The 25,437-nt window shown below is 68.9% G+C and carries 23 protein-coding genes; 14 read left to right on the top strand and 9 right to left on the bottom strand.

What is annotated here, in order from left to right:
• Positions 1 to 61: 61 nt before the first annotated feature.
• Positions 62 to 1,429, top strand: coding sequence for a 3' terminal RNA ribose 2'-O-methyltransferase Hen1 (locus tag ACFOSH_RS16425; RefSeq protein WP_378239768.1), 1,368 nt, complete (start codon positions 62 to 64; stop codon positions 1,427 to 1,429).
• Positions 1,426 to 3,918: a polynucleotide kinase-phosphatase gene (locus tag ACFOSH_RS16420; RefSeq protein ID WP_378239767.1), complete on the top strand. Its 2,493-nt coding sequence runs from the start codon at positions 1,426 to 1,428 to the stop codon at positions 3,916 to 3,918. The genes ACFOSH_RS16425 and ACFOSH_RS16420 overlap by 4 nt, the downstream gene beginning before the upstream one ends.
• 69 nt (positions 3,919 to 3,987) lie before the next feature.
• Here ACFOSH_RS16420 and ACFOSH_RS16415 read toward each other — a convergent pair whose 3' ends face one another.
• Positions 3,988 to 4,302: a hypothetical protein gene (locus ACFOSH_RS16415; RefSeq protein ID WP_378239766.1), complete on the bottom strand. Its 315-nt coding sequence runs from the start codon at positions 4,300 to 4,302 to the stop codon at positions 3,988 to 3,990.
• Positions 4,303 to 5,196 (bottom strand): mycothiol conjugate amidase Mca, encoded by an 894-nt coding sequence (gene mca, locus ACFOSH_RS16410; protein WP_378239765.1) that lies wholly within the window; start codon positions 5,194 to 5,196, stop codon positions 4,303 to 4,305.
• Positions 5,197 to 5,341: 145 nt separating this feature from the next.
• On the opposite strand from mca, the gene ACFOSH_RS16405 reads away from it, so the two are divergent.
• The 3 genes from ACFOSH_RS16405 (at position 5,342) to ACFOSH_RS16395 (ending at position 7,394) form a co-directional block, all read left to right on the top strand.
• On the top strand, positions 5,342 to 5,797 hold the full coding sequence (locus tag ACFOSH_RS16405) for a DUF4307 domain-containing protein (RefSeq protein ID WP_378239764.1): 456 nt from the start codon (positions 5,342 to 5,344) through the stop codon (positions 5,795 to 5,797).
• A 202-nt stretch (positions 5,798 to 5,999) separates the two neighbouring features.
• Positions 6,000 to 6,500, top strand: coding sequence for a transcription elongation factor GreA (gene greA, locus ACFOSH_RS16400; protein WP_364039515.1), 501 nt, complete (start codon positions 6,000 to 6,002; stop codon positions 6,498 to 6,500).
• A 90-nt stretch (positions 6,501 to 6,590) separates the two neighbouring features.
• On the top strand, positions 6,591 to 7,394 hold the full coding sequence (locus ACFOSH_RS16395; protein ID WP_378239763.1) for an MBL fold metallo-hydrolase: 804 nt from the start codon (positions 6,591 to 6,593) through the stop codon (positions 7,392 to 7,394).
• Here ACFOSH_RS16395 and ACFOSH_RS16390 read toward each other — a convergent pair.
• Complete coding sequence (locus tag ACFOSH_RS16390; protein WP_378239762.1) at positions 7,391 to 7,864, bottom strand: Lrp/AsnC family transcriptional regulator; 474 nt, start codon at positions 7,862 to 7,864, stop codon at positions 7,391 to 7,393. The two genes, ACFOSH_RS16395 and ACFOSH_RS16390, sit on opposite strands and share 4 nt — an antisense overlap.
• 122 nt (positions 7,865 to 7,986) lie before the next feature.
• On the opposite strand from ACFOSH_RS16390, the gene hppD reads away from it, so the two are divergent.
• From hppD to ACFOSH_RS16350, 8 genes are all read left to right on the top strand, one after another.
• On the top strand, positions 7,987 to 9,186 hold the full coding sequence (gene hppD, locus ACFOSH_RS16385) for a 4-hydroxyphenylpyruvate dioxygenase (RefSeq protein ID WP_378239761.1): 1,200 nt from the start codon (positions 7,987 to 7,989) through the stop codon (positions 9,184 to 9,186).
• A gap of 241 nt (positions 9,187 to 9,427) precedes the next feature.
• Positions 9,428 to 9,976 carry a YbaB/EbfC family nucleoid-associated protein gene (locus ACFOSH_RS16380; RefSeq protein WP_378239760.1) on the top strand — a complete coding sequence of 183 codons (549 nt, stop codon included), beginning with the start codon at positions 9,428 to 9,430 and terminating at the stop codon, positions 9,974 to 9,976.
• A gap of 33 nt (positions 9,977 to 10,009) precedes the next feature.
• Entirely contained in the window at positions 10,010 to 10,324 is a 315-nt protein-coding gene (locus tag ACFOSH_RS16375; RefSeq protein ID WP_378239759.1) for a type VII secretion target, read from the top strand.
• The gene (locus tag ACFOSH_RS16370; protein ID WP_378239758.1) at positions 10,324 to 14,331 is read left to right on the top strand and encodes a hypothetical protein; all 4,008 of its coding nucleotides are present in this window, start codon (positions 10,324 to 10,326) and stop codon (positions 14,329 to 14,331) included. Before ACFOSH_RS16375 ends, ACFOSH_RS16370 begins: the two co-directional genes overlap by 1 nt.
• Complete coding sequence (locus ACFOSH_RS16365; protein ID WP_378239757.1) at positions 14,328 to 14,768, top strand: hypothetical protein; 441 nt, start codon at positions 14,328 to 14,330, stop codon at positions 14,766 to 14,768. Before ACFOSH_RS16370 ends, ACFOSH_RS16365 begins: the two co-directional genes overlap by 4 nt.
• 64 nt (positions 14,769 to 14,832) lie before the next feature.
• Positions 14,833 to 15,285: a hypothetical protein gene (locus ACFOSH_RS16360; protein ID WP_378239756.1), complete on the top strand. Its 453-nt coding sequence runs from the start codon at positions 14,833 to 14,835 to the stop codon at positions 15,283 to 15,285.
• Positions 15,286 to 15,293: 8 nt separating this feature from the next.
• On the top strand, positions 15,294 to 16,145 hold the full coding sequence (locus ACFOSH_RS16355; protein ID WP_378239755.1) for a ferredoxin: 852 nt from the start codon (positions 15,294 to 15,296) through the stop codon (positions 16,143 to 16,145).
• A 131-nt stretch (positions 16,146 to 16,276) separates the two neighbouring features.
• Positions 16,277 to 16,555 (top strand): hypothetical protein, encoded by a 279-nt coding sequence (locus ACFOSH_RS16350; RefSeq protein WP_378239753.1) that lies wholly within the window; start codon positions 16,277 to 16,279, stop codon positions 16,553 to 16,555.
• 131 nt (positions 16,556 to 16,686) lie between these two features.
• Here ACFOSH_RS16350 and ACFOSH_RS16345 read toward each other — a convergent pair whose 3' ends face one another.
• From ACFOSH_RS16345 to ACFOSH_RS16325, 5 genes are all read right to left on the bottom strand, one after another.
• The gene (locus ACFOSH_RS16345) at positions 16,687 to 17,844 is read right to left on the bottom strand and encodes a cystathionine gamma-synthase (protein WP_378239752.1); all 1,158 of its coding nucleotides are present in this window, start codon (positions 17,842 to 17,844) and stop codon (positions 16,687 to 16,689) included.
• 51 nt (positions 17,845 to 17,895) lie between these two features.
• Positions 17,896 to 18,516, bottom strand: a complete 621-nt coding sequence (locus ACFOSH_RS16340) for a hypothetical protein (protein ID WP_378239751.1) — start codon at positions 18,514 to 18,516, stop codon at positions 17,896 to 17,898.
• A gap of 42 nt (positions 18,517 to 18,558) precedes the next feature.
• Positions 18,559 to 19,098: a hypothetical protein gene (locus tag ACFOSH_RS16335; RefSeq protein WP_378239750.1), complete on the bottom strand. Its 540-nt coding sequence runs from the start codon at positions 19,096 to 19,098 to the stop codon at positions 18,559 to 18,561.
• Between the two features lie 152 nt (positions 19,099 to 19,250).
• Positions 19,251 to 20,633, bottom strand: coding sequence for a hypothetical protein (locus tag ACFOSH_RS16330; protein WP_378239749.1), 1,383 nt, complete (start codon positions 20,631 to 20,633; stop codon positions 19,251 to 19,253).
• Positions 20,634 to 20,866: 233 nt separating this feature from the next.
• Complete coding sequence (locus ACFOSH_RS16325; RefSeq protein ID WP_378239748.1) at positions 20,867 to 22,237, bottom strand: cystathionine beta-synthase; 1,371 nt, start codon at positions 22,235 to 22,237, stop codon at positions 20,867 to 20,869.
• 181 nt (positions 22,238 to 22,418) lie between these two features.
• Between ACFOSH_RS16325 and ACFOSH_RS16320 the strand changes: the two genes are divergently transcribed.
• The gene (locus tag ACFOSH_RS16320) at positions 22,419 to 23,639 is read left to right on the top strand and encodes an acetyl-CoA C-acetyltransferase (protein WP_378239746.1); all 1,221 of its coding nucleotides are present in this window, start codon (positions 22,419 to 22,421) and stop codon (positions 23,637 to 23,639) included.
• 93 nt (positions 23,640 to 23,732) lie between these two features.
• On the opposite strand, the gene ACFOSH_RS16315 is transcribed toward ACFOSH_RS16320, so the two are convergent.
• The gene (locus ACFOSH_RS16315) at positions 23,733 to 25,268 is read right to left on the bottom strand and encodes a DHA2 family efflux MFS transporter permease subunit (RefSeq protein ID WP_378239745.1); all 1,536 of its coding nucleotides are present in this window, start codon (positions 25,266 to 25,268) and stop codon (positions 23,733 to 23,735) included.
• Positions 25,269 to 25,437 lie beyond the last annotated feature (169 nt).

Raw genomic sequence — 25,437 nt, 5'->3', positions numbered from 1 at the left:
CACCAGGGTCGCACGCGGAAAAGCGGGCGCGCGGAACGCCCGTCTGCGCGACACTGAGCCGGTGTTGCTGACCATGACGACCACCCGGACACCCGCCACCGACCTGGGCTTTCTCCTGCACAAACATCCGGAGAAGGCGCAGTCGTTCACGCTCTCGGCCGGGACGGCGCACGTCTTCTACCCCGAGGCGGCCGACGAACGCTGCACCGTCGCGCTGCTGGTCGAGATCGACCCTGTCGACCTCGTGCGCGGCGGCGGGACGTCGTTGACCCAGTACGTCAACGACCGGCCGTACGCCGGGGGTTCGTATCTGGCGGTGGCGCTGCGGGCGGCCTTCACCACTGCGCTGGCTGGGCGGTGCACGAACCGGCCGGAGCTGGTCGACGAGCGGTTCCCGCTGGAGATCCATGTCCCGTCGTTGACCGCGCGCGGCGGCGCCGAAGTCGTCCACAAGCTGTTCGAACCCCTGGGCTGGCAGGTCGAAGCGAAGACGATCCCGCTCGACCCCGAATTCCCGCAGTGGGGCGATTCCCGTTACGTCGATCTCCGGTTGACCGGGAGCCAGCGCGTCGTCGACGCGTTGCGGCACCTCTACGTCCTGCTGCCCGCTCTCGACGGCGACAAGCACTACTGGATCGGCCAGGACGAAGCCGACAAGTTGCTGCGGGTCGGCGAGGGCTGGCTCGCCGGGCATCCGGAACGGGACCTGATCACCAACCGGTACCTCGAACGGCGTCGCCCGATCGTGTCGTACGCGCTCGCGCAGCTGGCCGAAGCGGACGACGTCCCCGCCGAGAGCGAAGCCCGCGTCACCGAACTGCCGGACCGACCCGAACCGCTGGCCGTGCAACGCCACGGGAGCGTGCTCGCGGCGCTCCGGGCGGCGGGCGCGCGGCGCGTGCTCGACCTCGGCTGCGGTGCCGGCGCGCTGCTGCGCGTGCTCCAGAAGGAGCCGTCGTTCACGGAAATCGTCGGTGTCGACGTGTCCGCGAGCGCGCTAGACATCGCGGACAAGCGACTGAGGGACAAGACGCGGATCACCCTGAAGCAGTCCGCGCTGACCTACGCGGATCCGTCGCTGGCCGGGTACGACGCGGCCGTGCTGATGGAGGTGATCGAGCACGTCGACGAGGAGCGCCTGCCCGCGCTGGAGCACGCCGTGTTCGGTGTCGCCGCGCCGCGGACCGTGCTCGTCACGACGCCGAACGCCGAGTACAACCGGCACTTCGAATTCCTCGAAGAGGGCCGGTTCCGACACGCCGACCATCGTTTCGAATGGACACGCGAGCAGTTCCGCTCGTGGGCCGAAGGCGTCGCGTCCCGGCGCGGCTACGACGTCCGCCATCTGCCCGTGGGACAGGAGTCCCAGGAATCAGGACCGCCGACCCAAATGGCGGTCTTCACGTCTCGAAAGGAGGCCGTGGCATGAAACTGACCATTCCCGACATGTCCCTCGTCGTGCTCGTCGGGGCCTCCGGCTCCGGCAAGTCGACCTTCGCGCGGACGCATTTCGCACCGACGCAGGTGCTGTCCAGCGACTACTTCCGCGGCCTGGTCGCCGACGACGAGAACGACCAGAGCGCCTCGGCCGCCGCTTTCGACGTGCTCCACTACGTCGCGGCGAAGCGGCTCGAAGCGGGCCGGATCACGGTGATCGACGCGACGAACGTCCAACGCGCTTCCCGCGCGAGCCTGCTGAAGCTCGCGAAGGAGTACGACGTCCTGCCGACGGCGATCGTGCTGGACCTGCCGGTGAAGGTCTGCCACGAGCGCAACGAGTCCCGGCCGGACCGTGGCTTCGGCGAGCACGTCGTCCGCCGTCAGCGCGGCGAACTGCACCGCTCGCTGAAGTCGTTGGAGCGCGAGGGTTTCCATCGCGTGCACGTGTTACGCAGCGTTGCCGAAGTCGCCGAAGCGGAGATCGTCGTCGAGCCGCTGCGCAACGATCTCCGCGAGCTGACCGGACCGTTCGACGTCATCGGCGACGTCCATGGCTGCCGCGAAGAACTGGAGGAACTGCTCACCGATCTGGGGTACGCCGACGGTGTGCATCCCGAGGGTCGCACCGCGGTGTTCGTCGGCGACCTCGTCGACCGCGGCCCCGACACGCCGGGCGTGCTGCGCCGCGTGATGGGGATGGCCGAGGCGGGCAGCGCGCTGGTCGTCTGCGGGAACCACGAGCAGAAGCTGGTCCGCGCGCTGAACGGGCGCAACGTCAAGGTGACGCACGGCCTCGCGGAGTCGCTGGAGCAGCTTTCCGCGCAGGACGAGGACTTCCGCGCGAAGGCGCACGCCTTCTGCGAAGGACTCATCGCGCACTACGTTCTCGACGACGGCAAGCTCGTCGTCGCGCACGCCGGGCTGCCCGAGAAGTTCCACGGGCGCGCGTCCGGCCGGGTGCGGAGCACCGCTCTCTACGGCGACACCACCGGCGAGACCGACGAGTACGGCCTGCCGGTGCGGCTGCCGTGGGCGCGCGACTACCGCGGTACCGCGATGGTCCTCTATGGACACACACCGACGCTGGAACCGGAGTGGATCAACGGGACCATGTGTCTCGACACGGGCTGTGTCTTCGGCGGCAAGCTGACCGCTTTGCGTTACCCCGAACGGGAAGTCGTCTCGGTGAAGGCGAAGAAGGTCTGGTACGAGCCGTCACGCCCGCTCGAACCGGAGCGGCCGCTGGGCGGACGTGAGCCCGCGGTACTGGAACTGGGCGACGTCACCGGGAAGCGGATCGTCCAGACCCACCACCACGGCAGGGTCGGGGTCTCCGCCGAGCAGTCGGCGGCCGCGCTCGAGGTGATGAGCCGCTTCGCCGTCGATCCGCGCTGGCTGCCGTACCTGCCGCCGACCATGGCGCCGTGTTCGACATCCGCCTTGGACGACTACCTCGAACACCCCGAGGAGGCGTTCGCAGAGTTCCGCGCGGCGGGGGTCGATCACGTGGTGTGCGAAGAGAAGCACATGGGTTCGCGTGCCGTCGTGCTCGTTTGCCGTGACGACGACGTGGCGCCCGCGCGATTCGGGATCCAGGGGTCCGGCGCGGTGTACACCCGCACCGGGCGGCCGTTCTTCACTCCGGAGCAGAACGCTCAACTGCTCGACGGGGTGCGGGAAGCCGCGTCAGGACTGTTCGGGGAACTGGACACGGGCTGGCTGCTGCTCGACGCGGAGTTGCTGCCGTGGAGCGCGAAAGCGGGGTCGCTGATCTCGGGTCAGTACGCCGCCGTGGGCGCGGCTGCCCAGGCGGTGCTGCCCGCCGCCGTCGCTTCACTCGACGCTGCCGCCACTCGCGGAATCGAGGTGTCGGAGCTCCTGGCGCGGACGCGGATCCGCGAGTCCACTGTGGACGCGTATCGGCAGGCCTACCGGCGCTACTGCTGGCCGACCGACGGACTCGACGGCGTCCGGCTGGCGCCGTTCCAGATCCTGGCGTCGGAGGGACACGCGTACCACGACCGCCCGCACGAGTGGCATCTCTCGCAGCTGGACCGGCTCACCGGCGACCTGTTCACCCGCACGCGGACCCTGTCGGTCGACACCACCGACCCGGCGTCGGTGGCACGCGGCGTCGAATGGTGGCTGGACCTGACCGGCGCGGGCGGCGAGGGCATGGTCGTCAAACCGGCGGCGAACCTGACGCGCGGCACGCGCGGACTGACGCAGCCGGGAGTGAAGGTGCGCGGGCGGGAGTACCTGCGGATCATCTACGGGCCGGACTACACGCTGCCGGAGAACCTCGAGCGGCTGCGCAAGCGCGGACTGCACCGGAAGCGGGCGCTGGCGTTGCGCGAGTACGCGCTGGGACTGGAGGCACTGGAGCGGCTGGCGCGCGGGGAACCGCTGTGGCGGGTGCACGAGTGCGTGTTCGCGGTGCTGGCGCTGGAGTCGGATCCGGTCGACCCGCGCCTCTGAGCCGCTTCAGAAACGCTATGAAAGGTCCTTTCCTTGCGAAATTTGCAAGGAAAGGACCTTTCATAGCGCTCAGTCGGACTTGGTAACCGGTTTCTCCGTCTTCGCGACGGGCTCCTCGGGAGTCTCCTCAGCGGGCGCCTCCGAAGAAGAAGCGGCGGCGGGTTCGTCGAAGCTCTCCGGAAGCCGCTTCAGGTGCTTGGTCATCGACCGCACCAGCAGCGCGACGGCGATCAAGAACAGGATCAGGATCAGGAAACCCACCGGCGACGACTTGCCGAAGTCCTCACCTTGGCCGCCGTTGTCGCCGTTGCCCGGCTGCTGCGCCAGGAACTGCGACGCCGCCGTCACGGGAACGACGGCGAACGCCGGCACCACGAAACTCATTTAGCCCTCCTTCAAACCGGCGAACAGATCGTCCTCCGGCAGGGTGCTGTCCACCAGTGAGCGGACCAGCTCGTACTCCTCGGTCGGCCAGACCTCGCGCTGCAGGTCGCGCGGGACGGCGAACCAGCGGCTGTCCGGGTCGATCTGGGTGGCGTGCGCCTTGAGGGCCTCGTCACGCTGCTCGAAGTAGTCGCCGCACTCGACGCGGGTGGTCACCCGGTCCATGACGTCGGCCTTCTCCGGGTCCCACGACTTGAGCCACTCCTCGTACGGCGACTCCAGGCCGCGCGCGAGCAGGCCCTCGTGGAACACGGTCATCCTGGCGCGCGAGAACCCGTGCACGTAGTACAGCTTCATCGGCTGCCACGGCTCGCCCGCGTCCGGGTAGCGCTCCGCCTCGCCCGCGGCGTCGAAGGCCGCGACAGAGATCTCGTGCGTGCGGATGTGGTCGGGGTGCGGGTACCCGCCGTTCTCGTCGTAGGTGACGATCACGTGCGGGCGGAATTCGCGGATGACCTTCACCAGAGCACCGGTGGACTCTTCGAGTGGGATGACCGCGAACGAGCCTTCCGGGACCGGGGGCAGCGGGTCGCCCTCGGGCAGGCCCGAGTCGATGAACCCGAGCCAGGCGTGACTCACGCCGAGGATCTTGGCCGCGCGGGCCATCTCTTCCCGGCGGATCTCGGTCATGTTGCTCAGTACTTCGGGACGGTCCATGGCCGGGTTCAGCACGCTGCCCGCTTCGCCGCCGGTACAGGTCACGACCATGACGTCGTGCCCTTCGGCGGCGTACTTGGCCATGGTGGCGGCGCCCTTGCTCGACTCGTCGTCGGGGTGCGCGTGCACCGCCATCAGGCGGAGGCGTGACTTCGGCGGTTCCTTGGCTAGCACCATGCTCCGAACGTCCCCTTCTCGTTCTCTATTCCCCTGCGACCCTGCCTGACGGCCCGCCCGGCCGGGCGCGGATACTCGAGGGGAACCACTCGCATACGACCCCATTGTCCCTGCGAGCACGACGACACCAACCGGGAGGCCCGGGTTGAGCACGGGACAGGATGCTCCCACCGCGGAAAGCACCCGGACGGACCTGCCCGAGGGCCGGTACGGCAAGACCCGCGCCGCGAAGCCGGCCCGCTGGCGGCGCCTGGTGTTCGGAGTGATCGCACTGCTGGTCAGCGGCGGTATCGCGTACGCCATGTTCCTGAACTTCGGCAGCGCGCCCATCGACGGCGAACGCGTCTCATTCGACGAGAAGCCGGGCGACGCGATGGAGATCACGATCAACGTGACCAGGGACGATGTGAACCGTCCCGGGGTGTGTGTCGTCCGGGTCCGTGACAAAGCCGGTGCGGAAAGCGGCCGCAAAGAGGTCCTGATTCAGCCTGGTTCGAAGAACAGCAGGGTGACTACCACCATCAAGAGCATCGGAAAGCCGGTCACGGCTGATATCTTCGGATGCTCATACGACGTACCACGGTACCTGTCAAGGCCATAGCGGCCAACGGGGTGAAACGGGCGCCCAACGCCGAGGCGCGACCGAATTCCACCGGCGGCGATGCCTCGCGCCGTGTTACTCTGATCTACCGGCACGGCCCAAGACGGGCCGTGTTTTTCCTTTTATCTCACCCAGGTCGGCACGCCATGCCGAACCTGGCGGCCGGCTTGTACACCCAAGCCTGGCAGGCCCCTACGAGGAGATGGTGACCGTGAGCGACACAAAGGTGACCTGGCTGACCCAGGATGCCTACGACAGGCTCAAGCAGGAACTCGACCACTACATCGAGCTCCGCCCGGTCATCGCTGCGAAGATCAACGACAGCCGGGAAGAGGGCGACCTCAAGGAGAACGGCGGCTACCACGCCGCCCGCGAAGAGCAGGGCCAGCACGAGGCCCGCATCCGCCACCTCCAGGAGCTTCTCCGCGGGGCCAAGGTGGGCGAGCCGCCCGCCAACGACGGCAGCGCGGGACCGGGCAAGGTCCTCACCGTGCGCTACGACGGTGACGACGAGGACGAGAACTTCCTCTTGGCGACCCGCGAAGAGGGCACCGAGGGCGGCCTGGACGTCTACTCGCCGGAGTCCCCGCTCGGCAAGGCGCTGCTCGGCGCCAAAGAGGGCGAGACCCGCGAGTACGAGCTGCCCAACGGCAGCATCCAGAAGGTGACGCTCGTCAAGGCCGTGCCGTACACCGACAAATGAGCCTCCGCGCGCCCGGCCAGACAGCCCGATATGGCCGGGCGCGCATATGAGCCGTTAGCGTGACCCTCCGGAGAAATCTGGAGGGAAACGATGAGCGAGCTACCGATCTGCGTCGCCTGCGGCATGCAGTACGCGGAATCCCGGTCCGACTGCCCGGTCTGCGAGGACGAACGTCAGTACGTCCCGCGAGCCGGACAGCAGTGGACCGATTTGAACACCATTCGCGCGAGCGGGACGTACGCGGCGCGCATCGAGGAGCAGGGGCCCGGCCTCGTCGGCGTCGGGTCCACCCCCAACTTCGCCATCGGCGAGCGGGCGCTGCTGGTCAAGGCCGAATCCGGCAACTTCCTGTGGGACTGCGCGGGCTTCATCGACGACGACCTGGTCGCCCAGGTCCGCGAACTCGGCGGGATCACCGGCATCGCGATCAGCCACCCGCACTACTACACCACCATGGTCGAGTGGGCCCACGCCTTCGACGCGCCCATCTACCTGCACGAGGGCGACCAGCAGTGGATCGGCAGGCCGGATCCGGCGATCAAGCTGTGGAGCGGCGCGACCCTCGACGTCGCCCCCGACCTGCGGCTGATCAACCTCGGCGTGCATTTCACCGGCGGGACCGTGCTGCACTGGCCGGGCGGTGAAAACGGCCGCGGCGCGGTGCTCTCGGGCGACATCCTGCAGGTCGTCCCGGACAGGCGCTTCGTCGGCATGATGTACAGCTACCCGAACCTGATCCCGGAGCGCCCGGAGATCGTCCGCCGCGCGGCCGAGATGCTCGAACCGTACGAGTTCGAGGCGATCTACGGCGCCTGGTGGGACGCGATCATCCGCACCGACGGGCACGAGGCCGTCCAGCGGTCGGCGAAGCGGTACCTGACCCAGGTCAGCTAGCTTCGCGCCAGTCGTTCGAGCAGCGGCCGTACGCGCGGCGGTACCGGCGTCGACAACGCGATCGACGTCGACGTCCGCCGCACGTACGGCGCGCCGACCACCTCGTCGACCACCCGCTGCAGGTCGTCGTTGTTGCGCGCCACCATGCGCACGAAGAGGTCGCCCTGACCGGTCGTCGCGTAGACCTCGCACACCTCGTCGATCGCGGACAGCGCCTCCGCGACCTCGGCCCGGCGGCCCTGCGCGATCTCCAGGACCGCGAACGCGGTCAGGCCGTATCCCATCGCCGCGAGGTCGAGTTCGGGCGGGAAACCGCCGAGGATCCCGCGTTCGGTCAGCCGGTCCAGCCGGGCCTGCACGGTGCCCCGCGCGACCCCGAGACGGCGGGCGCATTCGAGCACGCCGAGCCGGGGTGAGTCGGTGAGCAACAGCAGCAGCCGCGCGTCCAGCTCGTCGAGTACTTCCGACATCGTGCCTACTTCCTGCGCAGGTTGTCCACTATGACTGCGCCACCTGCCGCTCGACTGGGCATAGTGCGCAGCAAAATCTTTGACCATTGCACATTTTGTCACGCCCTCGGATGCTTCAGGGCATGACGCACACAGTGGAACCCCAGGGTGCTCTTGACGACGTGAGCTACGACCAGCTGCGTCAGCTCGTCGGCCTCGTCGACCACGACTCTTCGACCGACCCCTTCCCGGTGAAGTCGATGGACGCGGTGGTGTTCATCGCGGGCAACGCCACGCAGACCGCGTGGTTCTACCAGGTCGCGTTCGGCATGCAGCTCGTCGCGTACTCCGGCCCCGAGACCGGGAACTTCGAGCGCAAGTCCTTCGTGCTGAAGTCCGGCTCGGCGCGCTTCGTGATCACCGGCGGCGTCAAGCCCGACTCCTCGCTGCTCGACCACCACCGCCGCCACGGCGACGGCGTCATCGACCTCGCGCTCGAGGTCGCCGACGTCGACCGGTGCATCGAGCACGCCCGCTCGCAGGGCGCCACCGTCCTCGAGGAGCCGCACGACGTCTCCGATGAACACGGCACCGTGCGCGTCGCGGCGATCGCGACCTACGGCGAGACCCGCCACACGCTGGTCGACCGGTCGAAGTACAAGGGCGTCTACCTGCCCGGCTACGAGCCGCGCGAGAGCAAGATCGTCCGTCCCGAGGGCGCGCCGAAGCGGCTGTTCCAGGCCGTCGACCACTGCGTCGGCAACGTCGAACTCGGCAAGATGGACTACTGGGTCGACTGGTACCACCGCGTCATGGGCTTCGTGAACATGGCGGAGTTCGTCGGCGACGACATCGCGACCGAGTACTCGGCGCTGATGAGCAAGGTGGTCTCCAACGGCAACCACCGCGTCAAGTTCCCGCTCAACGAGCCGGCGATCGCGAAGAAGAAGTCGCAGATCGACGAGTACCTCGAGTTCTACGGCGGCGCGGGCTGCCAGCACATCGCGCTGGCCACCAACGACATCGTCGCGACGGTGAAGGCGATGCGCGCGGCGGGCGTCGAGTTCCTCGACACCCCGGACTCCTACTACGACGACCCGGCGCTGCGCGCGCGGATCGGCGAGGTCCGGGTGCCGATCGAGAAGCTCAAGGAGCACCGCATCCTGGTCGACCGCGACGAGGACGGCTACCTGCTGCAGATCTTCACCAAGCCGATCGGCGACCGCCCGACGGTGTTCTACGAGCTCATCGAGCGGCACGGTTCGCTCGGCTTCGGCAAGGGCAACTTCAAGGCCCTGTTCCAGGCCATCGAGCGTGAGCAGGAGCGTCGCGGCAATCTCTGACCGCGAGGCGTTCGTCAGCGCGGCGCCGCGCTGACCTCTGACCCCGGCAGTTCGCAGGGCGTGAAAGGGCTCTTCATCGCACTTCGTGCGGTGAGGGGCCCTTTCGCTGCGTGATGGGGCCGACTTTGTCGGTCCGGGGTGGTACACCGGACGGGAACTAAACTTCGAACACACCGGAACCGGGGGCACCTCCGGACCGTCAGTGTGAAGACGTCAGCATGCAGCTTGTGGAAGGGTCCCGATGCCGGACAACGTCGACGCCAGCGAACGCATGGTGGACAACTGGACGAAGCAGATCCAGGAGACCGCCGCGCGCTATCAGGCGATGGCCGCCCGCATGCAGGGGCAGACCGTGACAGAGCGGTCGAAGGACAACACCATCGAAGTGACGGTCGATTCGAAGGGCCTGCTCAAGAACCTGGTCATCTCCGAGGCCGTGAGCGGCAAGCGGATGGCCGAGGTCTCGGCGCAGGTCATGAGGCTCGTGCAGCTCGCGCAGTCACGGATCCCCGAGCTGCTGCAGCAGGCGATGGCCGAGACCGTCGGCACGACCGACGAGACGGCGAACCGGGTGATCACGGAAGCGCAGAGCACCTTCCCGGAGGCGCCTCCCGAGGAGGATCTCGCCCCGCCGGAGCCCGAGCGGCACCACCGCTTCGGCCCGGACGAGGAAGAGCCTCCGCGGGCCACTCCGCCCCAGGCCACTCCGCCGCAGCCGAAGCCGGTCCCGCGCCGCCGCCGCACGCAGGACGACGATGACGACGACTTCGGCGGCAACATTCTTTCCTAGAACGTTCATCCGGCCTGGTAGAGGGGAGAAACCATGGCAGGCAAGGGTTACGAGCTCGGTGCCGACCTCGACGCGCACTCCAAGCAGATCGACGGCATCGCCGACGGGCTGCGCGGTGCGGTCGACGCCGCGCAGCAGGTGAGCATGCCGACCGACGCGTACGGCATCATCTGCCAGCCGTTCCGGATGATGCTCGACCCGGTCGAGGAGTTCGGCATCAACGCGCTGAACAAGGCCGTCGAAGCAGCGACGGCGGTGGCGAACAACGTGCGTTCGGCGTCCAACGCCTACCGGACGCAGGACGAGAACTTCGCCGCCGAGTTCAAGAAGGCGCAGGTGCCTGACTGATGCCCGAGGGAAACCCGCTCGTCGCGAAAGCGCCGACGGATGGCGACGGCCCGGGACCGCTGACGGCCGGGAACAGCGATTACGGCTACGGGGCGGGCATCGGCGTCGCCGAGTCGGCCATGGACGCCTTCAACGGCATCTCGAACGGCGACTGGATCGGCGGCGGGCTCGGTGTACTGAGCCTCGCGGGCGAGATCGCCAGCACCGCGATCGACCCGTTCGGCTACCTGATGTCGTCGGTGGCGTCGTTCCTGATGGAACACATGCAGCCGCTGAAGGACATGCTGGACGCCGTCGCGGGCGACCCGCCGGTCATCCAGTCGTACTCCGAGACCTGGGGCAACGTCGCCAAGAAATTGGAAGACACCCAGGTCGAGTTCTCGAACGCGGTCAAGAACGGCACCACCGGCTGGTCCGGTGACGCGGCCGACCAGTACCGCAAGCAGGCCGCGGAGCAGGCGGAAGCGATCAGCGGAGCGGCCACGGTCGCCGGTGCGATCAGCACCGTGGTGATGATCTTCGGCGAGATCGTCTCGTTCGTCCGCGAATTCATCCGCCAGCTGATCGCGGACGCGGTCGGCAAGCTCATCTCCTGGGTCATGGAGACGGTGTTCTCCCTCGGCTTCGGCACGCCCGTGGTGGTCGCGCAGGCCGTCACCGCGATCGCCGAGTGGGCCGCGAGGATCGCCGACAAGCTCAAGGAACTCTGCGACGCGATGCGGCGGGTCTCGCCGCTGCTGGGCAAGCTGGCCGACGTCTTCGAGAAGATCATCAAGATCTTCGGCAAGATCGCGGGCAAGGTCACCGGCCTGGACGTGATCAACACCAGGAACATCAAGCCGGGCGGCTTCGTCCAGCGCGGCGGCCGCGGTGGGTCCGGCGGGCCCGACGGTGGTGGCAGCGGATCCGGTTCCGGGGACGGCCCCGACGGCGACGGTTCCGGCAGCGGCTCCGGCGACGGTTCGAACGGTTCGAACGGTTCGGGCGACGGTTCCAACGGCTCGAACGGCTCCGATGGCGACTCGGGTGGCTCCGGCGGTTCCGGTGACGGCTCCGGCGATTCCGGTTCGAACGGCCCCGACGGCGATTCCGGCGGATCGCGCCAAGGCGATTCCGGCGGCGACTCCCCGTCGAGCGCCACCCGCAGCGGGGATGGCGGCTCACCGTCCACAAGAGACGGCGGCGGCTCGCCTTCTCGTTCGGACGGTGGATCTCCCGGTCGCGCGGGCGACGGCGACGGACCGTCCACTTCGGACGGAAACCTCGGCAACGCGCCGGACGGCGGTGGCGGCTCCCCCAGTGCCGCCCGGTCCGACGGTGGCTCTCCCGGCGATTCCGGCACCCCGAACCGCGCGCCCGACGGCGGCTCGCCGAGCCCGAACCGCGCGGACAACGGCGGCTCGCCCAGCCACACCCCCGACGGGGGCTCTCCCGCTCCGGCGCCCCACACGCGCGCCGACACCGGTGGCTCCCCGAACCACGCACCCGACAGTGGCTCCCCGGCACCGCATACGCGGACGGACAGCGGCGGTTCCCCGGCACCGCACACCCGTGCGGAAAGCGGCGGTTCGCCGAGCCACGCACCCGACGCCGGTTCCCCGAGCCACACGCCCGACGGTGGCTCCCCCGCTCCGCACACGCGGACGGATTCCGGCGGCTCGCCCAGCCACACCGGCGACGGCGGCGGTTCGCCCCGGACGCACGGAGGTGACGGCGGCGGTTCGCCCACGCCGCGGTCCGACCCGTCGCCCGGCCACCACACCGGCAACGACGGCGGCAATCCCACCCGGCCGACCGACAGCGGCACGACGACCAGCGGTACCGCGCCCACGGCACCTCGTGTCGACGCGGGCCCGTCACACGTTCCGTCGCAGCGCGGCGGTACCGGTGGCGACGGCTCGCCCGGTGTCCCGCCGCAGGGCCAGCCCGTCGCAGGCGGCATGCCGCCGCAAGGCGCTCCGGGTGGCACGCCCGGCGGTAGCCCGGGTTCGCCCGGCGGCAGGCCGCAGGGCGGCGGCTGGACGGGCACGCCCGGTTCGCCGCGCACCCCGGACACACACGGTCCGCGCACTCCCGACACCCACACCGGCCCCAGCCGCGGTCCGGGCCAGACCGGCCCCGGCGGCAGGCCGAACCAGCCGCATCAGCCGCAGCCCGCCGCTCGCGGCAACGACTTCGGCCCCGGCGCCCAGCCGCACACCGGCACGCCGGGCACGCACGGCCCCGGTAACCGGCCCGGCAACACCGGTCCAGGCAACACCGGACCGGGCGGCCGCGGCCCCGGTGGCCACTCCGGGCCGCCGCATTCGCCGGACGGTCACGGCCCCGGCGGGCACGGTCCGCGCCAGGACCCGAACGGCCACCCCGACGGTTCACCGCACGACCGCGGCCCCGACGGCGAGCCGGACCGTCCGCTGACGCCGGACGAGGTCAACCAGCGGCACTCCGAGGGCACCCCGGCGGGCAGCTCGTACCACCGCGGCGACTCGGACATGGGCGACCTGCCGCACCGGGTCCAGCCGGATCCGGACGGCCGCTACACCGTCGACGTGCACGTCACCCCGGACGGGCACGCCCGCATCGGCAACCGCACCTACACCCCGGAGGAGTTCGCGGACATCCTGCGCCGCAACGGGGACTACGACGGCCGCCCGATCCGGCTGATCGGCTGCGACGCGGGCTCGAACGACTTCGCACGCCGTCTGTCGCGGGAACTCGACACCGAGGTCATGGCGCCGAGCAAGCCGGCGTGGACCGACTCGAACGGGCGCGTCTTCTCGTCCGACTACGAGGTCGGTCCCGACGGCCGTACCCGGCCCCGGATCCCGCCGAACGGCGAATGGGATGTCCACAGCCCCGACGGCACCGCGCGCCGGGCGAGCGACGACGGCTTCACCCCGGACACGTCGCACACGGACAAGCAGGACGTGGACGCCGACAGCGCCCAGAGCCGCGGCGACGGCGACGACGCCGGTCATCCGCCGTATGACGACGTTCCCAAGCCCCGGACGATCCGCCCGGACTCGCCGGAGTTCAACGAGCGGTTCGCCGACTGGAACCGCCGGGACGACTCGGCGTTCACCGGGCAGCGGAATCGGCCGGACGGGCACGATCCGATCGACTCGCCTCGCGTCATCGACGATGTGGAACCGCGCGTCAAGAACACCAAGCTGGACTCCGAAGGGGTCCCGCAGGCCATTCGCGGGGAAAGGCCTCTGGCGCCCGACGCCGAGTACAGGGTGGAGTACAAGAACGGCGCCAGCAGCCGGTTCTTCACCGACGCCGACGGCAGGGTGACGCATATCGAAGCGACCGCCGGCACCAAGGAGCCGTTCCACAACCCCGATCTGCGTTACCCGTTGCAGCCCAACACGCAATACCGGATCCCCAACTTCAACGATCCGGAAAAGGCTTGGACCTTCGAGGTCGGTGCCAACGGGAAGCCGACGGCCATGACCGGCGACCCGGCCTTCCGGGGACAGAACGAAGACTTCCGAGACCAGGCCTCGCAGGACCGGTCCAACGCCGAAGGCAAGAAAGCCTTCAGGAACCACCCCGACTACGGAGCCGAACACAAACCGGTCCGTTGGGCGGGCGGTCACCTCGCGGCGAACGAGATGGGCGGCCCCGGGGAGTACATCAACATGCATCCCCAGATGGCAGGCTCCAACAGCGGTAACTACAAGGACGGCTGGATCTACGACGCCTCCTGGCGGGCTCAGGAGGTCGAGCTCGGCAAGTTCGCCGGCGGGCCTGGCCAGGAGATCGAGAACTACCAGGTCCGGATGGAAGGCGACAGCAACGGCGTTCCGGAGAACGTGACGATGCGCTGGCAGGAAGTCGTGTACAAGGTCGACGGAAACGGCGACATCGTTCCCGGGCCCGACGGCAAACCGATCGAGGTGTCCCGGGTGACCAGGCAACGGGACTTCCCGAATGATCCTTCCCAGGTGAACTATGGTCCGCGGACACGGTACGCGGGGAACAACAGGACGACGACCACATGACGGACGAACTCACCGCCGACATCACGTCGGCCTTGGCGAAGGCCGCTCCGGGCGGCTGGTCGCGGATCAGCCTCACGGTGTCCGCGACCGTGCTGGCCTACGACTACGCCGTGGAAGTCCGGCTGAGCGATGGTGGAAGCGGGGACATCGACCTGCCCGCCGAAGTGCGCGGCGGATTCCGCGAACTTCGGACCCGGATGTACGAACCAGGTCGCGGAACATGGTTCTCGGCGAAGCTCGTGCTGACGTCCGGTGCGGCACCCGTGTTCACGTTCAACTTCGACGAAGACCCGAAATGGTGGCCGCCGTTGCATCCGACCACCTTCGCCCGCGACCTGGAAGCGTTCCCTCGCGACGAGGAACACGTGCCGGCGTGGTTGCGGAATCTGGTCGTCCAAGGCACGCAACTGGAGCAGGAACGGGACACACCGGCCTGAACCGGCACCCGTGCCATGATGGGACATCGCTACTCCAGCGGTGACCACGAGGAGGATTTACCGGATGGCTCAATGGCCTCAGCTCGACCCCGTCGCACAGAACGAGCTCCTGGGCGAGATCACCTTGTCGGTGGTCAATGCCCTGCCGCCGGGCTGGCGTGAGGTGGTGCTGGACTACCGGGCGGTCGGCAAGAATATCGACGTCGCGGTCGGCGTGCTCGACCCGAACGGCACCTACCAGGTGTGGGAACCGCCCGTCGAGACGTGGCGCATGTTCCAGCGACTGCGCGGCGGCATGTACCAAGAGGGCGAAGGCACTTGGTTCTCGGCCAGGCTCGTCATCGAACCCCCGTCACGGTTCCGCGTGCAGTACAACTGGCAGAACGAGCCCGACTTCCAGCCGTACCCCGCGCCGGAAGAATTCGCCCTGGAACAGGAACGCTTCCCCCGCGGCGAGGCGTACATGCCCGAGTGGTTCAAGCGTGGATTGGCCGCCTCCGGCGCCAAGACCGACTGAGGAAGACGATGACCCAGCCGCCGACGCCGTTGAACCAGCAGCAGCAACAGCAGCTCGTCTGGCAGATCGGCCATGCCCTCGCGACGCCGCTGCCGCCCGGCTGGCAGCAGATGCGCGTCGAGTACCGGGCGGCAGGCAGGCATGTCGAGATCGACCTGCTCGTCACCGGTCAGGACGGTCTGCCGCGCCCGGTCCAGCCGAGCCCGGAAGCGGTGCAGCTGCTCGGGAACCTGCGTGCGGGGATGCACCAGCCCGGCCGGGGCACCTGGCTGAGCGCCATCCTGGTCTACGGCTCGGCGACGGTGCTCAGCACCGACTTCCTCGCCGACGTCGAGCCGCCGTGGCGGCAGGCGCCGCCACCTATCGGCTTCCAGGACGAACTCCGGTTCTTCCCGCGGGCCGAGCAGAACATCCCGCCCTGGCTGCGGCAGCGGGCGAGCCTGGAGCCCACTCCGGTGGCCACGCCTCCCGCCGAAGCGGCCGAAGACCTGCGCTCACCACGCGTCTACGACGGGCTCGACGCGGCGGGCCGTCCGGTGGTGAACCGCGAGCCGCTGTCTCCCGCCGAGCGGGACCGCGTGCTGGAGTATCTCGACGGCGCGCCGGTCGTGCTGGCGTCGCGGAGCTACGACGCCGACGCGTTCGAACCCGACCGGGAACCGTTGGTACCGTTGAACTTCCGCACGGACGGCCGCTGGTACTGGCCGGGCGCGGTGGCCTACTACCTGCGCGAACACGACGTGGCGCCCGATCCCGAACTGCTCACCCACATCCGGGCGTCGCGGTTCACCCTGCCCGAGATCGGCGAGCCCGAACGCGAACTCGCGGTCGCCGCCATCACCGGTCAATCGTCCACTTAGGACCCAGCGATTCGACGCGCGCTCCAGGACCGCTGGGCGTCCGGATCATGCCACCTGGCGGATACGTCGCCGGGCAAGGTCACGGTCCGGGTACTCTTGACGACAGCGGCGAAGGCGACCAGGGAGCACATATGACACGGGGGAACATCGGCAGGGTCCGGGCGACCCGCTCCGCCGGGATGCTCCCGGTCGTGCTGGCCCTCACCTCGGCCGCCCTGCTGACCGGCGCCGCCGTCTACACGGTCGACCGCGCGGGCTGCGTGGACCCTGGCCAGTACATCCGGCACGACAACCACATCGAACTCGTCGGCGGCTGCGTCGACGGCTCCGAACTGCCTGCCGCCCCTCAGGGCACTTCGCACGAAGCAGACGCGAAGAGCGGCCTCACACCCAGCAACTTCCGCCCGTAACCGGGCGATTCCTCCCACCACACCGCGCTGACCAGCGCAAAGAGAGCAAGGGACCTTTGCCGTCATTTAGTTAGCATGGGTACGCTAACGATAGCAAAGGTCCCTTGCTCCCGCCCTGGGCTCGGCGGCGGTCAGCCCAGGGCCCTGGCCAGATCGTTGACCAGGTCGCTGCCGTCCTCGATGCCGACGGACAGGCGCAGCAGGTTGTCCGGCACCTCCAGGGTCGACCCGGCGGTGCTCGCGTGGGTCATCCGGCCCGGGTGCTCGATGAGCGATTCGATCCCGCCCAGCGACTCGGCGAGGATGAACAGCTTCGTCTTCGACGCGACCTCGAGCGCGGCCTGTTCGCCGTCGACGTGGGTGAACGAGATCATCCCGCCGAAGCGCCGCATCTGCTTCGAAGCCACCTCGTGGCCGGGGTGCTCTGGCAGGCCCGGGTAGTAGACGCGATCGACCTTCGGGTGCTTCAGCAGCATCCGGGCGATCAGTTCGGCGTTGTCGCTGTGCCGCTCCATCCGCAGCGCGAGCGTCTTGATCCCGCGCAGGGTCAGCCACGCGTCGAACGGTCCGGGCACCGCGCCGGCCGCGTTGCGCAGGTAGAACAGCTGCTCACGCAGTTCGTCCTCGTTCGTCAGGATCGCGCCGCCGACGACGTCGGAGTGCCCACCGAGGTACTTGGTCGTCGAGTGCAGGACGACGTCGGCACCCAGCGAAAGCGGGTTCTGCAGGTACGGGGTGGCGAAGGTGTTGTCGACGACCAGGCGGGCACCGGCACCGTGCGCGACCTCGGCCAGCGCGGCGATGTCGGCGATCCCCAGCATCGGGTTCGTCGGCGACTCGCACCAGATCAGCTTCGTCTCCGGCCGGATCGCCGCGCGGACCTCGGCGATGTTCCCCAGGTCGGCGACCGTGTGCTCGACGCCCCACAGGCTGAGCACCTTGTCGATCAGCCGGAACGTGCCACCGTAAGCGTCGTTGCCGAGCACGAGGTGGTCACCGGGCCGCAGGGTCGCCCGCAGCAGGACGTCGCTGGCCGCCATCCCCGACGCGTAGGCGAGGCCGTGCCGGGCGCCTTCGAGTGCCGCGAGCGCGACCTCCAGCGCGGTGCGCGTGGGGTTGGCGGTGCGGGAGTACTCGTAGTCGCCTTCGCGCGTTCCGCCGACGCCGTCCTGCGCGTAAGTCGAGGTCTGATAGATCGGCACGATGACCGCGCCGGTCCGGGGATCAGGGGTCTGCCCGGCGTGGATCGCGCGCGTCTCGAAGCCCAGCAGAGAGTAGTCATCGGCCATACCCCCAAGGGTACGACCACTACCTCGAGATCCCATCGTCTGGGATCGAACTCACCACTGCCCGGGTGGCGGGCCTGGCTGCTGCGGACCGGGAACGGACGGAGGTCCGGCTGGTGGATACCCGGGCTGCGGGGGCGGAAATCCGAAGTTCTGCGGCGGCATGGCCGTCGCGGGCGGCTTCTTGGCCGCGATCCAGCGCGCTGTCGGCGGGATCAGCGCGAGCACGAGGGTCGCGATCGCCGGGATCAAGACCACGATGAGAAGCCAGCCGAAGCCGAAACGCAGGGTCACTCCGCTGTAGGAGAAGAGGAAAAACGAGCCTGTCGCCCGGAACACGAAGACCAGGGCCACGCATCCGAGCGTGACCCCGGCTCCGATCACGGTGAGTACCCGCCCGGCGCCCTTGCGCAGGAGCAGCAGGATCCCGCCGCTCAAGAGCAGGACCGCGGTGAGGAGGTCGAGCGCGGCGCCGACGACGAGGAACGAGATGACGTAGTGGGAGAGCTCGATGACGTGGAAGGCGACCCCGGCGAGGAACCAGATCCCGCCGAGAATCGCGAAGATCCCGGCCATGATCCCGGTGGCACCGCTCGGCTGCCGCGCCGCTCCCGGCGGCGGGTAGGCACCGGCTTGCGGATATCCGCCCTGCGGCGGGTACTGCTGAAAAGTCATTTCTCCCCCTGTCGAAATTCTTGCCTGATCCTGCCTGCCCCGCTACCAGCCGGGAAGCTGACCCTGCGGCCGATAGGGCTGGGCCGGTGCGGGCCGCCAGCGCAGGTACTTCAGTGTCGGCGGGATGATCGCGAAGATCAGCGTGAACGGGACGACCGCGAACATCACCACCCGCACGATGGCCACGAAGGAATCGAATTCGAACTGCATGCGGAAGTACAGTCCATAGGAACCGTTGAACGCCAACGGTTCCAACAGGACGGCGGCGATCACCATCAGCGAGCCGAGCACCAGTAGTACCGCGCCGGCGACCGAGCGGAAGAACGCCGACAGCGCGCCGATCAACAGGAACAGCGCGGCCAGCAGATACAGCCCCAGCGCGGTGAGCACGAGACCGGGCAGATCGCCGATGCTGAACCCGGACGGCAGTTCGAGGAAGAAGTAGACCGGGATGAACCCGGCGGCACCCGCGGCGATCAGCCCCGAAAAGGCCGCGATGATCGCCGTCGCGCCGGTCGGCCGGACCTGCGGGGCGTGATATCCGAATCCGGACTGTGCGGGATAGCCGTACGGACCGGTCACGTCGCCCCCATCGGCAGGTCTGGGTTAACGGCGCTCACCCTAGCCCGGCGGCCTTGGCCGCGGCAGGCGAATCGGAAGACCTCGGCGAAAACAGAACGCCCCCGGCCGACGGGCCGGGGGCATTCTGCGCGAAACCGTTCAGTGGTGTCGAATCACCACTGCTGCGGCGGCTGACCGGGCTGCTGCCCCGGCTGACCGAAACCGCCACTGGGCGGGCCGGGCTGACCGGGCTGCTGCCCGAAACCACCGTGCTGCTGCGGAGGCTGACCCGGCTGGGCGAAGCCACCGCTGGGCGGACCAGGCTGGCCGGGCTGCTGCCCGAAGCCACCGGGCTGACCCTGCTGCGGGAAACCACCCGAGGGCGGGCCGGGGTGACCGGGCTGGCCGTAAGCACCCGGCTGCGGCTGACCGTACGGACCGGGCTGCCCCGGCTGGCCGAAACCTCCCTGCGGCGGGCCGCCGAAACCACCGGGCTGGCCGCCCTGCGGGGCACCGAGCACGGAACCGCCGCCACCGAGACCGACGAACTGCGCGGTCGCCGGGATCAGGCCCAGCACGCCGACGATCAGGATCACGATGCCGAGGAGCAGGTGCAGCAGGCCACCGCCGATACCGGCGCCTTCCCTGGCTGCGGCCGGCAGCTTGGCCAGGAAGTCCGACGACGGGGTCGAACCGCTGAGCAGGAGCACGCCGAACAGCACCAGCAGCGCGCCACCGGCCGCGGCGACGATCGGCGCGATCTTCTTCACCGTGCCCGGGAGCTTGCCCGCCAGAGCGAGACCGACACCACCGGCGATCGAAACGAGCGATCCGACCAGAAGCATGATCACGTAGAACCAGGTGGCGCCCGGACCGGCCACACCGGCCTCGTCGAGGAACTTGTCGATCTGTTCCTGGTTCGGAGCGCTGTCGAAGATCTTCGAGTAGTCGCTGGCGTCACCGAAGTAGACGAACGACACGATCAAGGCGATCAGGCCGAGCAACGCCACGACGCCGCCGGCGATGAACCCGAACATCGGGTTCCCGCCGCCGCCACCAGCGGGAGCGGGGCTGTAACCCTGCGGCGGTCCGCCGAAGCCGGGCTGCTGGCCGAATCCGCCCTGGGGCGGTCCGCCGAAGCCCTGCTGCGGCTGGCCGAAACCGGGCTGCTGCTGACCCTGCGACGGGTCGAACCCGCCCTGCGGGGGTCCGCCGAAGCCCTGCGGCTGGCCGTAGCCGCCGCCCTGGGCGCCGTAGGCACCGGCGGCCGGGTTGTCGGCCGCGCTCGGCGGCGGGGCGTAAGGGATGGCGGGCGGCTGCGAACCCGGCGGCACGAGCTGGGTGGACTCACTGGCGGGGGTTTCCCCGCCAGGGCTCACCGGCTGCACGACCTGGGTCGCGTTCGCGTCGCCGGAACCCGGCTGGACCGGCTGCACGACCTGTGTGGGCTCCGGCGTGTCGCCGAACCCGCCACCCTGGGGCTGCTCATAGGAGGGCTGCTGCCCGTACTGCGGTTGCCCGTAGTCGGGCTGGGCCGGCGGCCCGGGCTGCACCACCTGGGTCGGTTCCGGGGAACCGAACGGGTTGTCTTGCTGCGGCTGAGGGCCACTCGGGGGTCCCTGCGGTGGCTGGGCGCCACCCCAAGGCTGATTCGGTGGCTGCGGAGCACTCATTTGGGTCTTGAACCCCCTTGACGAGGACATAAAAGTTCAACTCACCCAATACGCTATCGGATAGCCGGGTGGGCCGCTCGTAACGCCCCGGCCCGGCCATCCGATGAAATGCCTCTTTACCGTCCCGCGAGAAACGCGAGCAGGTCGTGCCGGGTGACGACGCCCGCCGGCTTGCCGTCGACCAGCACCAGCGCGCCGTCGGCACCCGAGAGCGCGTCCATCGCCGAACCCACCTGTTCACCGGCACCGATGGTCGGCAACGGGGGCGACATGTGCTGCTCCAGCCGGTCGGCCAGCTGCGCCTTGCCGGTGAAGAGCGCCTCGAGCAGATCGCGTTCGTTGACCGCGCCGACGACCTCGGCCGCCATGACCGGCGGCTCCGCGCTGACCACGGGCATCTGGCTGACACCGAACTCGGAGAGGATCGCCACAGCTTCGGCGACGGTCTCGTTCGGGTGACTGTGCACCAGGCTGGGCAGCGAGCCGCTCTTCTTCATCAGGACGTCGCGGACGGTCGCGCCGCTGGAGTCCGGCGGCAGGAAGCCGTAGGAGGACATCCAGCTGTCGTTGAACACCTTGGTGAGGTAGCCGCGGCCACCGTCGGGCAGGAGCACGACGACGACGTCGTCCGGGCCGAGGCCCTCGGCGAGCTTGAGCGCGGCGGCGACGGCCATCCCGCACGAGCCGCCGACGAGCAGCCCTTCTTCGAGCGCGAGGCGGCGGGTGATGTCGAAGGAATGCGCGTCCGACACCGCGATGATCCGGTCGGCGACGTTCCGGTCGTAAGTCTCCGGCCAGAAGTCCTCACCGACGCCCTCGACCAGGTACGGTCGTCCGGATCCGCCGGAGTACACCGAGCCCTCGGGGTCCGCGCCGATGACCTGGACGCGGCCGTCGCTGACCTCCTTGAGGTACTTGCCGGTGCCCGAGATGGTGCCGCCCGTGCCGACCCCCGCGACGAAATGCGTGATCTTGCCCTCGGTCTGGCGCCAGAGTTCCGGGCCTGTCGAGTGGTAGTGGCTGGCGGGGTTCTCCGGGTTGGCGTACTGGTTCGGCTTCCAGGCGCCCTCGATCTCGCGCACGAGGCGATCGGAGACGTTGTAGTAGGAGTCCGGGTGCTCCGGCGCCACCGCGGTCGGGCAGACCACGACGCGGGCGCCGTAGGCTTTGAGCACGTTGCGCTTGTCCTCGCTGACCTTGTCAGGGCAGACGAACACGCACTTGTACCCCCTGCGCTGCGCCACCATGGCCAGCCCGACGCCGGTGTTGCCGGACGTCGGCTCCACGATGGTGCCGCCGGGCTTCAGTTCGCCGGAGCGCTCCGCGGCTTCGATCATCCGCAGCGCGATGCGGTCCTTGACGCTGCCGCCGGGGTTGACGTACTCGACCTTGGCCAGGATGAGCGGCTGCAGCCCCTCGGCCAGTGCGTTCAGCTTGACCAGAGGGGTGTTGCCCACGAGGTCCACGATGTGCTCGACGTATTCCACGCTGACAGCCTAAACGCCGCAGGTCGCGATGTGTCCACTCAACTCCGGCGGCGGCTCCGCGCCATCGAGTGGTGTGGTGTGGATCGCGTTCGCCTTTGACCCGCACCGCGCTCCGGTGGAGGATGCGAGGTGAGCAACCGCTTAGCGCGTGTCTGGATCGAAAACAAGGGAGTGTCGTTCCATGCCCGAAGCCGTCATCGTCTCCACCGCCCGATCCCCGATCGGCCGCGCCGGCAAGGGATCGCTGGTGAGCATCCGCCCGGACGACCTCACCGCGCAGATGGTCCGCGCCGCACTCGACAAGGTCCCCGAGCTCGACCCGACGCAGATCGAAGACCTCATGCTGGGCTGCGGTCTCCCCGGTGGCGAGCAGGGCTTCAACATGGGCCGCGCGGTCGCCGTCGAACTCGGCTACGACCACCTGCCCGGCTGCACGATCACGCGGTACTGCTCCTCCAGCCTCCAGACCACCCGCATGGCGCTGCACGCGATCAAGGCGGGCGAAGGCGACGTGTTCATCTCCGCAGGTGTCGAGACCGTCTCGCGCTTCGCCAACGGCAGCTCGGACTCCTGGCCGAACACGCACAACCCGCTGTTCGCCGACGCCGAGGCCCGCACCGCGCAGGTGGCGGCCGAGGGCGCAGACAGCTGGAGCGACCCTCGCGAGAACGGTGTCCTCCCGGACGTCTACATCGCGATGGGCCAGACCGCCGAAAACCTCGCGCGACTGAAGAACGTGTCGCGCGAAGAGATGGACGAGTTCGGCGTCCGGTCGCAGAACCTCGCGGAGAAGGCCATCGCGGACGGCTTCTGGGCCAACGACATCACCCCGGTGACCCTGCCGGACGGCACCGTGGTCTCGAAGGACGACGGCCCGCGCGCCGGCGTCACCCTCGAAGGCGTCTCCGGCCTGAAGCCGGTCTTCCGCCCCGACGGCCGGATCACCGCGGGCAACTGCTGCGCGCTCAACGACGGCGCGGCGGCCGTGATCATCATGTCCGACACCAAGGCGAAGGAACTCGGCCTCACGCCGCTGGCCCGCGTCGTCTCGACCGGCGTTTCGGGACTGTCGCCGGAGATCATGGGCTACGGCCCTGTCGAGGCTTCGAAGCAGGCGCTCGCTCGCGCCGGGATGTCGATCGGCGACATCGACCTCGTCGAGATCAACGAGGCGTTCGCCGCGCAGGTCATCCCGTCCTACAAGGACCTCGGGATCGACCTCGACAAGCTGAACGTCAACGGCGGCGCGATCGCCGTCGGCCACCCGTTCGGCATGACCGGCGCGCGGATCACCTCGACGCTGATCAACTCGCTGCGGCACCACGACAAGCAGTTCGGCCTCGAGACGATGTGCGTCGGCGGCGGCCAGGGCATGGCGATGGTGCTGGAGCGCCTCTCCTGACCCCCTGACCCGCGAAAAAAGAGCAAGGGACCTTTGCTCACGTTAGTTAGTGTGCTAACGAACGTGAGCAAAGGTCCCTTGCTCCCTTCGGGCCTAGTGGGTCATGATCGGCGGAGCCGCGGCGACCTCGCCGTCGGCCGCCCCCTCCGGCAGGACCGGCTTGGTTTTCGGCAAGAACGCCGCCGGGATCAGGCACAGCGCGAGCAGGATCATCGACCACAGGAACGTCGTCGAGAACGCGTCCGCCGTCAGCCCCGAAGCCGCTTCGCGCGTCGCCGGGTTGAACACCGCGGCGGTCGCGGCCAACTGTCCCTGCGCGGTCGGCACACCGAACTTCCCGGCCAGCAGCGCCGCCAGGATGATCGAAAGCACCGCCGCGCCGATCGCGCCCGCGGTCTGCTGCAGGATGTTCGTCGCCGTCGACGCCTTCGCCATGTCCTGCGGCTTGAGCGTCTGCAACGCGGCCGAGGTGATCGGCATCATCGTCGCGCCCATGCCGAGCCCCATCACGAACAGCGCCGAAAGCAGCAGCCAGTACGGCGTCGTCGCGGAGAGCTGGGTGAAGGCGATCAGCCCGGCGAGCATCAGCACGAGACCGGGCAGCACGATCTTCCGCGCGCCGATCTTGTCCGCGAACCTGCCCGCGATCGGCATGGTCAGCATCGCGCCGAACCCCTGCGGCGCGAGCAGCAGACCGGCGTTCATCGCCGATTCACCGCGCGCCAGCACGAAGTACGTCGGCAGGAGCAGCATCGCGCCGAAGAACGCGACGCAGAAGAACGTCATCGTCACCATCGCGACGGAGAACGACCGGTTCTTGAACAGCTTCAGGTCCAGCAGCGGGTTCGTGACCCGGTTCGCCCGGAACACGAACGCCACCAGCAAGCCGATCCCGGCCAGCGCGGGCAGCCAGACGTCCACCGCGCCGACTCCGCCCGCCGACGGGATGTTCGAAACACCGAAGATCAGCGCCGCCAGACCGGGCGAGACCATCAGCATGCCGATGAAGTCGAACCGCTCACTGGGCTCCGGGCGGTCCTTCGGCAGCACGCGCCAGGCCAGCGCCATGGTGATCAGGCCGATCGGCACGTTGATGTAGAAGATCCAGCGCCAGCTGACCGCGTCGACCAGCCAGCCGCCGAGGATCGGGCCGCCGATCGGGCCGAGCAGCATCGGCACCCCGAGCACGCCCATCACGCGCCCGATCCGGTGCGGCCCGGCGGCCCTGGTCAGGATCGTCATGCCGGCGGGCATCAGCATGCCGCCGCCGAAGCCCTGCAGGACCCGGAAGATGATCAGCGATTCGACGTCCCAGGCCATGCCGGCGAGCATCGATCCGATCAGGAACAGCCCGATCGCGGTCATGTAGAGCCGCTTGGTCCCGAACCGGTCCGAAGCCCAGCCGGTGATCGGGATGACCGTGGCCAGCGCCAGCATGTAGCCGGTCGCGATCCACTGGATGGTGTCGAACGAGGTCTGGAACTCGATGGTCAGTTTCTGGAGCGCGACGTTGACGACGGTCGTGTCGAGGATCGCCATGATCGCACCGAGGATCACGACGCCGGCGACCTTGAGCACGCCCGCGTCGAGTTTGTCGCCGCCCGGAGCGGCCGGGCTTTGCGTTGACATGAAGAATCCGTCCCTGGTGTTCGGTGGACGCGACAACCCCCGTGGTCGCGACTGCGGAATCGACGCCCGGCGCGGCGCCGAGCCTTCCCCAACCAAGCTTGTGCCTAAATTCGCAAGCTCGGATATGTAGCCGAGGGTAGCCGAACACAGGTTTTACCTGCCAACTATT

This window comes from Amycolatopsis speibonae (assembly GCF_042647925.1).
GTDB lineage: Bacteria > Actinomycetota > Actinomycetes > Mycobacteriales > Pseudonocardiaceae > Amycolatopsis > Amycolatopsis speibonae.
Note: the sequence above shows the minus strand (reverse complement) of the source record. Positions and strands in the feature narration are given on the sequence as shown.